General features: G+C 63.1%; 8 protein-coding genes and 1 pseudogene. 2 read left to right on the forward strand and 7 right to left on the reverse strand.

The window, feature by feature from the left end:
• Positions 1 to 61: 61 nt before the first annotated feature.
• Together ER13_RS06510 and ER13_RS06515 are read right to left on the reverse strand one after the other, a co-directional pair.
• Positions 62 to 970 carry an LppY/LpqO family protein gene (locus tag ER13_RS06510; RefSeq protein WP_197019738.1) on the reverse strand — a complete coding sequence of 303 codons (909 nt, stop codon included), beginning with the start codon at positions 968 to 970 and terminating at the stop codon, positions 62 to 64.
• Between the two features lie 66 nt (positions 971 to 1036).
• Positions 1037 to 2293 (reverse strand): chromate transporter, encoded by a 1257-nt coding sequence (locus ER13_RS06515; protein ID WP_155988118.1) that lies wholly within the window; start codon positions 2291 to 2293, stop codon positions 1037 to 1039.
• 157 nt (positions 2294 to 2450) lie between these two features.
• Between ER13_RS06515 and ER13_RS06520 the strand changes: the two genes are divergently transcribed.
• Both ER13_RS06520 and ER13_RS19295 read left to right on the forward strand, forming a co-directional pair.
• Entirely contained in the window at positions 2451 to 3401 is a 951-nt protein-coding gene (locus ER13_RS06520) for a chromate resistance protein ChrB domain-containing protein (RefSeq protein ID WP_231492494.1), read from the forward strand.
• Between the two features lie 58 nt (positions 3402 to 3459).
• Positions 3460 to 3804: a Rap1a/Tai family immunity protein gene (locus tag ER13_RS19295; protein WP_035307725.1), complete on the forward strand. Its 345-nt coding sequence runs from the start codon at positions 3460 to 3462 to the stop codon at positions 3802 to 3804.
• A 1091-nt stretch (positions 3805 to 4895) separates the two neighbouring features.
• Here ER13_RS19295 and ER13_RS06530 read toward each other — a convergent pair.
• The 5 genes and pseudogenes from ER13_RS06530 to ER13_RS06555 form a co-directional block, all read right to left on the reverse strand.
• The gene (locus tag ER13_RS06530) at positions 4896 to 5219 is read right to left on the reverse strand and encodes a hypothetical protein (RefSeq protein ID WP_035307727.1); all 324 of its coding nucleotides are present in this window, start codon (positions 5217 to 5219) and stop codon (positions 4896 to 4898) included.
• 325 nt (positions 5220 to 5544) lie between these two features.
• Positions 5545 to 6483 carry a lipid kinase gene (locus ER13_RS06535; protein WP_052004934.1) on the reverse strand — a complete coding sequence of 313 codons (939 nt, stop codon included), beginning with the start codon at positions 6481 to 6483 and terminating at the stop codon, positions 5545 to 5547.
• Between the two features lie 68 nt (positions 6484 to 6551).
• A pseudogene (locus ER13_RS06540) lies at positions 6552 to 7135 on the reverse strand (Bax inhibitor-1/YccA family protein).
• A 592-nt stretch (positions 7136 to 7727) separates the two neighbouring features.
• Positions 7728 to 8402, reverse strand: coding sequence for a carbonic anhydrase family protein (locus tag ER13_RS06550; protein WP_081836154.1), 675 nt, complete (start codon positions 8400 to 8402; stop codon positions 7728 to 7730).
• Positions 8403 to 8417: 15 nt separating this feature from the next.
• Positions 8418 to 10133, reverse strand: coding sequence for a SulP family inorganic anion transporter (locus tag ER13_RS06555; RefSeq protein ID WP_197019739.1), 1716 nt, complete (start codon positions 10131 to 10133; stop codon positions 8418 to 8420).
• Positions 10134 to 10838 lie beyond the last annotated feature (705 nt).

Raw genomic sequence — 10838 nt, forward strand, 5'->3', positions numbered from 1 at the left:
GACCCATCAAAGGCGTGATACAAGTGAAGATTGATGTCGCCTGAGGACGACGAGATGCCTTCTACGAGCCCTTCTGCACGGCCAGCGCCGCGTTGACTCCCCGAGCCAGGTCCTCTGCGGGTCCCTTGCCCCAATAGTGGACGAAATAGAACGCGGGGGTCTCCCCAATCATGTGATTGTGCAAAGCCACGACATGGATGTCTCCGGCCCGTAACGACCGGAGCACCGGCTGCACCTCCTCGGCGGTCATGATGAAGTCCCCGGCCACAGTCGCCATCGCGGTGCTTCCGGAGAAGGCCGCCCACGTCGTCAATCCCATCGATCCTCCGACTTCGACGCCATGCATGCGACCCGTGCGCGGCAAGGTGAACTTGACCACGCCACCGTTCAGCTCGGGATCGACTTCGAAATAGCGCCGCAATGAAGCGACATCGAACTCTCCGCCAACGGTCGGGGTGGATCCGGGATAGCGCCGTCGCGGTGTCGGCGTCTCCGCACGAACGGCTCGAATGGCGTCCCACACGGCCTTCACTCCCGTGGCCAAGTCGTGCGCCGGCCCCATGCCGCCGATGTGCATGAAATAGACGGGCGGATCGTCGAAGATGAAGTGATTGTGAAGACCGGTGACCTCCAAGCCGGCCGCGAAGGCGGCGTCCATGGCGGCCGTGATCTCGTCCTCGAACACCACGGTGTCGCCCATCAGCATGACATGGTCCTCGCCGTGCGCTTTGAAAGCGGCCCAGGAACCTAAACCGGCGGCCGGCGCGAGCGGGGCTCCGTCCACTGTCACCGGGACGTCGGTTCGCGACCAGGCGATGCGCACGACACCGTCGGGAGCCACGGTCGCCTGTACGCCGGCCGCGGACGAAATGGTCCGCCGTGTGTCGGATTGGGCAGCGCCCTTGGTCGCTATTATCGTCGGCGAGATCGCCATGACTGCCAGGATCTGAACCATATCTCTGCGGTTCATCGCACGCTCCATTTCTAAACTGATCATTGGATGCCTGGGAGACTACGTCGTTGCAGTCGCCCGATATTAAATCGCCGGAGGGAAAAAGACCCAGCCCGCCAGACCCGCGGCGGCCAGCACGACCAGGACGTTGAGCTTGTTCTTCCATGTGTAGAGCAACGCCAGGGCGACCGCGAAGATGGACACGCCGACGATCAGGTCCGGAACGCGCTGGGCTGTGACAATCGCCAAGTCGATCGTCGTGGCGGCGATGAGGCCAACCACGCCGGCTGAGACGCCTGCCAAAAAGGCATGCAGCCGCTTGGCTTCCAGCACCGATTCCAAACGGTCGTAGAAGATCAGCGAAAATGCGAATGCCGGCAGGAATATTCCGACGGTCATGGCTACGGCGCCGAGCGGTCCGCCGCCGAAATAGCCGACGAAAGTTGCGAAGATGATCAGAGGCGCCGGCAGGATGCCCGACAGCGCCAAGCCATCCAGAAACTGGCCATCGTTCATCCAGCCTTGACCCACGGCGTCGTTGCGGACGAACGGGATCGCGGTGTAGGCGCCGCCGAAAGTGAGGAGGCCGGCCTTCAAGCCGGAAACGAACAACAGCCAAACGGGCGCTTGTCCGGGGTCACCGATCGCCGTTTGGACCGCTGGCGCTGCGGCGTCGGGTGCCCAGAGCGTTACCAGAATCGTCAGAGCCGTCGCCGCGGCGGCGACAAGCGCAGCGAACACTCGCAGGCCGAGCGCCCATAGCGCGTAGATCGCCCCAGAGGCCGGAAGGGTGATCCAGAACGGAGCGCCGGCGAAGGCTGCCAGCCCGCAGATGATGGCGAGCATCCACAGGCGACCGTCCAGCAGGATATGCTTTCCGATCCGATGGACGGCGGCGACGATCAACGCGATCACCGCCGCCTGAACCCCCAGGAACGCCGCGCCGAGCGCGGTGTCGATCAGGGCGATACGGAAATAGAGCCATGACAGGGCCATCATGAGGAGAAAGCCGGGAAGCATGAAGCCCAGGCCAGCGAGGATGCCCCCGAGTCTTCCCTTGGCGCGCATCCCCAGGTGGACGCAGAGTTCGTGCGCCTCGGGGCCCGGCAGCACCTGCATCACTGCCAGCAGCCTGTTGAAGCGCTCGCTGGAGATCCAACGCTCGTCGTCGACCAGTTCACGGCGCACCATGGCGATCTGTGCGACCGGACCGCCCCAAGCCAAGAAGCCGAATTTTAGAAACCGAATGAACAACTGCGCATGGGTCAGGTGGGGCGGCGCGGCCTCCGGGCGCGGTTCTGTGAGATCGACCGTCGTATCGATGTCCGTTCCGGCGCTCATGCCGCTAGGCCTGGAGTCAAGCCGTGGACCTCGTTCCGACCAGGCCGACGCCCAATTTCAGGTGACCAATCGCAGGCGACCCAGGTCATACCACCTCCTCAACTCGCTAGCTCGTTCACCTGTATCATTTGCGGTCATCGAATGATACACCTTGGATATGACTTCGTTCCCCGGCTCCCGCGCCCCGTGGCTGCTGTTGATCCACCAACTGCCCGCCAAGCCCGCCTATCTGCGCGTCAAAGTCTGGCGGCGGCTGCAGGCGATCGGGGCGACTCCGCTGAAGAACGCCGTTCACGCGCTACCGCTTCGCGACGACACTGCAGCTCTATTCGACGACCTGCTGCGCGAGATCGCCGAGGGCGGGGGTGAGGCCATCATTTTGGAGGCTGCGCTGGTCGGTGGCTTGGGAGACGCGGACGTGCGAGCCCTGTTCGATGCGGTTCGCGATTCCGATTACGAGGATCTCGCCCGCGAGGCGCGCACGATCGACGACGGGCAGGTCGCCCGCGAGATTGTTCGCCTGCGCGCGCGTCTGGCCGAAATCGCGGCCATCGACTATTTCGGCGCCCACGGCCGGCAAGCTGCCGAAGCGGCGCTCGCGGACCTGGTGACGCGCTCGACGCGGCACCCTGACGTCAGTTCGACGTGTCAGGCGGTGATCGTGACCGCCGACCTGAGACAGCGGGTCTGGGTCACCCGGCGCGGCATCCATGTCGATCGTATCGCGTCGGCCTGGCTGATCCGGCGCTTCATCGACCCCGAAGCGACTTTCAAGTTCGTCGACGGCCAAGGCTACGAGCCTGCCGCGGACGAACTCAGGTTTGACATGGCGGATGCCGAGTTCACCCACGAAGGCGAACGCTGCACCTTCGAGACGCTGGTCGTGCGGACGGAACTAGACGACGACACCGCGCTGGTCGCGATCGGGGAGATCATTCACGACCTCGATATCGCTGACAGCCGCTTCAATCGGCCGGAGACGGCCGGCCTGGGCGCCCTGATCGCCGGGATTTGCGCCGGAACGGTTGATGACAACGAACGGCTGGCGCAGGGCTCCGTCGCCCTTGAACAGTTCCACGCCTACTTCAGCAGAGGGCAAAGGGGATGAACTTCGAGCCTCGGATAAACGTTCTCGCAACAGGTCCGACCACAGGAGGCCCAAGGATATGAAACTCGGCATTTTCTTAGCCATTGCCAGCTTAGTTGCCACGCCGAGTTTGGGCGTGACTCAAGACGTTCCGCCTTCCGCAACGGGCTCCGCCCTTTTGGAGCAATGCAGACGCGAGGCGCCCGAGTGCGGAGCCTATCTTCAGGGTATCCTCGATGAGTTGATCGTCCGTCGCGCCGTGTGCGGCGCCCCGAGATATGACCGTCAGCGTCTCCGCCAAGCTTATCTGCGCTGGGCCGAATCAGAGACTTATCTCAGAGACAAGCACATGGCGGCCGGAGCCAACGAGGCGTTGACCAAGGCGTGGCCCTGCGCTCGGCAGATCGATCCCAGCTCCAGCTGAGGGCCTGCTTGAGCCTGCCGACTTTGGCATGGCCGACACGGGCGTGGTCGGGAATATCGCCCTGATCTTCCTGCGGTCGACGATCCGTGTGTTGCGCTAAGCATTGCCCGTGCGGCCAAGGACTGGCGCGGGCTGATACATCGGTTCTGTTCGCGCCGTTAGCGGACCTTCCGAACTTTGCCATCGAGTCAAGAGCTGACACCAAATTAGGTTGAGCACCGCCAAGATTTCTTCCGACTACGGTTCGATCCCGCGAACGGGCGACCGAGTTTTGTCGAATAGCTATGTCGCCCGTTCACTCCTGCCAAAAACATGCCCGGCGTAGCTCGAGGCGCCCAGTCGTTCTGACCGCAGGAGTCCAGCTCGTTGGCGGTGTGCATAAACAGCCCGGACAGCTAGCCGAGCCCTTTCAATTCCGCTGCCCACATACGATCATCGCGGTATATCGCGACGATGAGCGGATCTGATCATCAAACCAGTGACGCAATCATTGCGACACACCATCTGAACGGCGGGGCGGGGCCCCCCTACGTCCGACGATGGCCGTGACGTCCGACCGCGAAAGGCGCGTCAGTTCGGCTCCCTCCAAACGCCCCCGTCGGTCGGCGCGCCTCCACCGACGGAGGAGCCCTTGGATGTTCACCGACTAAGCCCCCTCAACAGCGTGCGCCGCCAACTGATGGAGCAGCTGAAGGCCGAACTTGACCGTTCACAGCGGAATCCATTTCTCGTTCGGGAACTCACCCAGCGTAATCTACAGGTGGGAAATCGAATCTTCGAAGTCGAGTGCGGACCTGTCCGCTGAATCCTGGTGGCGCTGCTCCGGGGCGCCCTGCCGCTCGACCTCGAGACCTATCTCGTGGAGGTGGCCGGCCTTGTGGTCGGGGGGATCGCCGCCGCGCCACATGACCATCGCCGTAGGGCTGCTCGTCCTGTGCCTCGCGGCTTGGCAAATCTATCGCGTCTTCGCTTAGAAACGCGGCTTATGTTGGGGCGTCAGCACCCGGACGGCACTTCGCGCTGAACACGTTAAGTGCCTGGTGTTTCGAGTTGCTCCCAGCGCCTTGCAAGCAGCTTCGACGGCGCTGTGATCAGGGCGCGTCATCTGAAGCGACGATGCCGCCCTCGCCTTCAAGGCGGCCGATCTGCCGGACATCCTGGCGCGTGAACTTTAGCCTGACCCCGGCACCCAGGCCATCCCGCTCGTCGATCAGCAAAACGCCGTAGTAGTCGAGGCCACGCAGGAGGGCCGCCACGTCCTGTTCGGACTGGGTACAGGTGCTGCCGGCCTCTTCGATCTCATCAAGGGTCTCAGAAAGAAGGCCTGCGGCTCCAGCGAAATCAGCCCGGCTGACGCCAGCGAGGGCTCGTGCGGCAGCGACAAGGCGGCCGGGGATCCGTGTCGTGTTGCTCATGCGAAACGCTCCAGCTGATACCGAGCCCCTAGCCGGCGATCGTTCGAAAGTTGTGCCGGGACACAGTCTTGCCCGGGCGCGCGAAGGTCAAGTGTGAAAGGCCTCGCCGTTCTTAGATCAGACCCCCGCACGAGAACGACGGCTCCAGGCTGACCTTGGCCGCCTGCCGCCGCTTGGCTGGTTCACAGTATCAGCGTCAAAGCCCTACTCGCCAGCCGCTGGCCGGTGCTGATTGGGTCGCAGTCGCGCTCGTAATCCGGTACTTGCTTCATCCGGCAGCAAGCCCTTCTTTTCTTGGGGTGGTCGGCGTGCTCCCGGTCTTCGCCTAGGCGCGCGGTGTGTCTTGGGGTGTCAGCACCCGGACAGCGCGAGGTCGGATCGTGAAGATCACCGGCGTCTGGGTCACGATCTCCCCGTCCAGACTTACGGGATGGACGCGCCGGGTGTGTACTTCGAACCGGGTGCAGGCACCGACGCGCACCTGCGCGGCGAGCCCTTGCCGGCCGTGGCGGATCTTCGGCGCTATCAACAGGAGGCGAAGGAGGTCCGAGACTTCCAGGCTGTAGAGATCGAGCTGCCCGTCGTCGATCTGCGCCCTCGCCTCGACAGGCGTCCCGCCGCCATAGTAACGCCCGTTGCCAACGGAAATCTGAAATGTCTTCACTTCGATGTTCCACCCGGCACCGCGAATGTGCGCTGTGAAGGGCCGAACCTTCGTGAGGGCTTGCAGCGCGGCTAGGCCGTACGCCGCAGGCCCCAGCAACTTCTTCACCTTCGAGTGGACCAACTGCGTCACCAGCGCCGCCAAGCCGATACTGGCGACGTTGAAGAAGGCGTGGCCGTTGGCGATCCCGACATCGATCTCCCTGATCTGGCCGGAGTTCAGCAGATCAACTGCGCGGGCCAGATCCGTGGGTATTCCGAGGGTGCGGGCCAAGTCATTCGCCGACCCGGTCGGCAAGATGAGAAGCGGCAGACCCGTGTCGATCAGCGGCTGAGCGACCGCGTTTAACGTGCCGTCGCCGCCCGCCACTGCGACAGCGTCCACGAGATGCCGGCGTGTGTGGATCTGCTCACCGAGCTTCCAGTCACGATCCAGGGGCACGGTTTCGAACGAGTAGCCGCCCTCTTTCAGGGCGGCCTTCGCCGCCCCCAGCCCCTCGCGCCCGCGCCTCGACTGTGGGTTGGCGATCAGGAGCAGGTGGCGCCTCGGCCGTCGCGTGGTGCTACCGCCTAAAGCGCAATCCTCCACGGCGGCGGTCAAGCGCCCGGGAAACCGATCCCGGGCAGGCGGCCTGGCAGCAGGCGCGCACTGGGGGGAGAACGGCGACATCAGCGCCGCTGCCCAAAGAGCGCCAGGAGAAACTGGAACATGTTGATGAAGTTAAGAAACAGGCTGAGCGCGCCGTAATTGGTCGTCACCGAGCTGGCGGCCTCGTCGCCGCCGAGGTCGTAGTACGCGAGCTTGAGGCGCTGTGTGTCGTGGGCGGTGAGGCCGGCAAAGATCAGAACCCCCGGCGCACTGACGGCGAAACCGACCGCCGACGACTGCAGGAATAGATTGACCAAGCTGGCGATGATCAAGCCGATCACGCCCATGATCAGGAAACTCCCGAAACCAGTCAGGTCCTTTTTGGTGGTGTAGCCGACGAGGCTCAGGCCACCTAAAGCGGCGGGGGTGACGAGACTCTGATCTGTGTAGGTGAGCGCAAGGGCGCGAAGGCCACGATCATCCCAAGCGGGGTGTAGCCGCGCACCGCACCAGCCTCCATGACGAACAGCACGCCACGCAGCGACGGCAAGCTGCTGACGGCCCAGGCGGCTGCGGCCGAGGCGAGCAAGCCAAGGCCGAGCTTGGTGTAGACCCCCAGCATGTGGCTGCGCAGGCCCGCGTCCACGGAAGCGTCGAGCGCCAGGGTCTTCGTCCTTTGTCTGGCGGTCGGAAGGAAGGGCTTGCATGATCTATGTCACGATTGGCGTTGCGTTGTTAAGGGTTGCCCCCGGCGCAGCGCCGGGGCCTATCGCCACTTGGCGGCATCGGCTTGATTTCGAGCGCCACGAGCTTATCGGTAAGCCGCGCTTTGCGTTCCTGAAGCCGTTGCAGCCTCTCGGTGCGACTCTTGGGGCGTTCCTCCGCGATCGCGCTTCGCAGCTTGTTGATCTCGGCCCTCACACGGTCGGCGAGGTTCAGATGTCTCAAGGCAGTCCTCCTCATGGAGAGGCTATCGCCCCTTGGCGGCAGCACTCCCGATCAAGGAGGACCGACATCACTATCGACCGGAGGCTATTACTGCCGAGCTCGAATTGCACTGTTCTTTCCCATTATCTGCCGCGGCGGGCTCGAAGCGGTGCAGTTATGTTCCTCCTCAGGATCGCATCCGCTTGATCGCCCGCCCGAACGTCGAGTTCTTGCGCGGGACCTATGCTGGTGGCCTGACAGTAACTGGTCAGCACTGGACGGACAACTGGACTGTAGTGCACCACCCCGCCCCAACGTCCTGCCACAGTTCAGGCAGTCAAGAACTCGACCTCGCCAGTCTCCATCGCGTACATCGCTCCGACGATCTTGATTTCTCCAGCCTGTTCCATCTCGGCCAAGATGGCGCTTTCGGCACGCACCCGCTCGACGCCCAGCCTGACGTTCTGCTCGGCGACCCAGCGGACATAGTCGGTATTTGCGCTGGTTCGGGTGCCTTCGAAGCCATCCGTTCTGAGCGTAGCTGGCCGGATCTTACCCAGAAGCGCGGTGATGTGGCCCATCTGGACGCCGTCAATGGCCCCCATGACCGCACCGCAAAGCTCGTGACCCATGACGACCACGAGCTTGGCGCCCGCGACCTTGCAGGCGAACTCCATGCTGCCGAGGATGTCCACGTTGACGATGTTGCCTGCCACTCGCGCCACGAACATGTCGCCTATGCCGCGGTCGAACACATCCTCCACCGGAATCCGAGAATCGAGACAGGACAGCACCACCGCCTTCGGATACTGACCGGCGACTGCGCGGCGGACCTGTTCGTTGTGGTTGCGAAGGGTCATCTCGCCACTCACAAAGCGATGGTTGCCCTCCGTGAGCAGGGCGATCACCCTGTCCGGCGTCAGGTTGGCTTGCTCCTCCTTGGTGAGGACCTCCTCGACAAGGCCCTGCTTTTCCACCTTCGCAATTTCGGATCCGGTCTGCATTGTTCTCTCCCTTGATCAAGTCACCCTGACGGGGGCGATGGTGTCTCCAACCTCGCGAGCCGGCGGCCCGTGCCGTTTCAGCCAGTCGCTCACAGACTCCATGTCGGCGAACAGCATGTCCTCGCTGATCAGGTCAGGGACAATCTTCAGGTCCCGCAGCATGGCGAGGGGCTGTTCCTGAACGCCTGTGAGGGCCACCTGGGCACCCTTCTGGAGCAGGTCGAAGGCGACCTGCTCCAGTGCGTAAAGCCCTGATTGGTCGATATAGGGAACCTCTTCCATGCGGATCACCAGCAGCGCGGCGTTCGCGTCGACCGTGCTCGCCATCTCCCGGAATCGCGATGCGGAGCCGAAGAAGAGTGGTCCGTACATGTGCTTGATGTAGATTTGTCCTGGATGGGCGTCGAGTGCCTTCTCTTCGTCGGCCCAAGGCTGATCGGTGAGTTCGCCGACATGGGAGTTCGCCTCGGTCAGGTCGCTCATCTTCTTCATGAATAGAATGCTGGCCAGGACCACGCCGATCGCGACGGCATGAATGAGGTTTCCGAACACGGTCATACCCATGACGATGAGCAGCACGGCGGCGTCGGCACGGGGTATCCGGACGAGATGCCGGAAGCCCTTGTAGTCTATGATGGCGAGACCGACCGGAATCAGAAGCCCGGCAAGAACGCTTAGAGGTATGTAGCCGGCGAACCGGCCGAGCCCGAGGAGCACGGCCAGCAGGAACAGGCCATGCACAACGCCGGACAGCCGCGTCGTTCCGCCCGCATTGATGTTGACCACCGTTCCTTTCGTGGCGCCGGCGCCGGGGATGCCGCCGAAGATCGCCGCGACGCTGTTCCCGATGCCTTGTCCGATCAGTTCGCGCCGGCTGTCATGCTTGGTCTTGGTGATGTTATCGGCGATCACCGAGGTCAGCAGGGAGTCGATTGAACCGAGCAGTGCCAAGGTGACACCGAACCCGATGATGAGCGGATAGTGCTCGGGCGACACAGTGAACATCTGGCCCAGCTGCAGCCCGGGAATGACGCTGGGGATTGCACCCACATTGGGCACGTCTAGGTCCGCGAAAACAGCGACCAACGTGCCCACCAGGAGGGCCGCGAGCACGTTTGGCACCGCTTTGGTCACACGCGGGAACAGATAGTACACCGCTACGGTGATCGCCCCCAGCATCACCGCGCTCCAGTTCACGGCGGCGATCGGTTCTGCGATGTGGGTGAAGACCTCCAGCGGCGCTTTTGGCGACGCGGAGCCGAGGAACGGCCAGATTTGGAGCACGATGATGATCAGCCCGACACCGCTCATGAACCCTGACACGACGGGATAGGGGAAGAACTTGACGTACCTGCCGACGCCAACAAGTCCGAGCAGGATTTGCAGGACGCCGCCGCAAAGGAAAGCGAGCAGAGCGATCCCCAGTCCCGCCTCCACGCTGCCGGTCGTCGCGACAGCCGTCGCCACCACGGAGGCTGAGACGACGGTCATGGGTCCGGTCGGACCCGACGCTTGCGTACGGGTGCCGCCGAGTGCCGCAGCAAGGATTCCGAGCGCGATGGCGCCGTACAAGCCTGCGGCTGCGCCGAGCCCCGATTGCACACCGAATGCCAGCGCGAGCGGCAAAGCGATGACGCCGGCCACTAGCCCGCCGGACAGATCGCCCTTGAAATAGGCAAGCTTATAGCCTCCGGGCAGAGTGCGTCCCGGCATGTTGGGTGAGGCAATCATAGCTTCCTCGTTGAGCTTGCCGCCCGAAGGTCCGGTGCAAGCCATCAACCCTGGTTGGTGCGCGATCAGGGTACGGTCACCCTAATCTCTTACGCCCTGGCACGCCGCATGCATATGTGAATGGCCTTGACGAACCGCAGCGTGCTTTCCTTGTGCGGGACATTGCCAGCAAAAACAATCCTTGATCGCCGGTCGCTCCTTCTTGAGCCGAGACAGGCGCGTCGGATCGGGAAGCTTGCGACTACCCTCTCTCTCCGGATCTCGCTGTTTGACAAGCGGCGAGCAGCGATTAGCCGCTCAAAGGAACTGCTCATAAACCTCTCCATGGACTGAATCGAAGCTCGCGAGCGCAAGTCGAAAGCGCCGGCGTGTGAATTCGACGCGGTCCGACATAGAAAGAGCTCTGAAGCTCTAACTAGAGGAGCCCGGTCCCGCGAGGATCAATTTGCTGCCGCGCGTCAGCATTCGAGCCAATCGTAAAGCCTTTCTTTCTTGCGACAGCACAGCCTATCGAGGAAGTTGTGGTGGATCTGAGCGCAGCTCTCTGGTCAGTCGATCAGTTTGCCAATGAACGGTCGCGCGCGTAGCTGTTGCCGCGAGCGATGCTCCGTTGTGGAAGCGCCGTCGGGCGTGAGTGAGGCGTGGGACCGCAAAGCCTGCGCAGGCTGAAAAAGCAGGACCCGGCTCCCATCCAATGACCCACGA

Source organism: Brevundimonas sp. EAKA, assembly GCF_000698025.1.
GTDB classification, from domain to species: domain Bacteria; phylum Pseudomonadota; class Alphaproteobacteria; order Caulobacterales; family Caulobacteraceae; genus Brevundimonas; species Brevundimonas mediterranea_A.

Bases quoted from the DNA above. Each gene is read 5' to 3' on its own strand.
- ER13_RS06510 (WP_197019738.1), bottom strand. From the start codon at position 970: ATGAACCGCAGAGATATGGTTCAGATCCTGGCAGTCATGGCGATCTCG.
- ER13_RS06515 (WP_155988118.1), bottom strand. From the start codon at position 2,293: ATGAGCGCCGGAACGGACATCGATACGACGGTCGATCTCACAGAACCG.
- ER13_RS06520 (WP_231492494.1), top strand. From the start codon at position 2,451: ATGACTTCGTTCCCCGGCTCCCGCGCCCCGTGGCTGCTGTTGATCCAC.
- ER13_RS19295 (WP_035307725.1), top strand. From the start codon at position 3,460: ATGAAACTCGGCATTTTCTTAGCCATTGCCAGCTTAGTTGCCACGCCG.
- ER13_RS06530 (WP_035307727.1), bottom strand. From the start codon at position 5,219: ATGAGCAACACGACACGGATCCCCGGCCGCCTTGTCGCTGCCGCACGA.
- ER13_RS06550 (WP_081836154.1), bottom strand. From the start codon at position 8,402: ATGCAGACCGGATCCGAAATTGCGAAGGTGGAAAAGCAGGGCCTTGTC.
- ER13_RS06555 (WP_197019739.1), bottom strand. From the start codon at position 10,133: ATGATTGCCTCACCCAACATGCCGGGACGCACTCTGCCCGGAGGCTAT.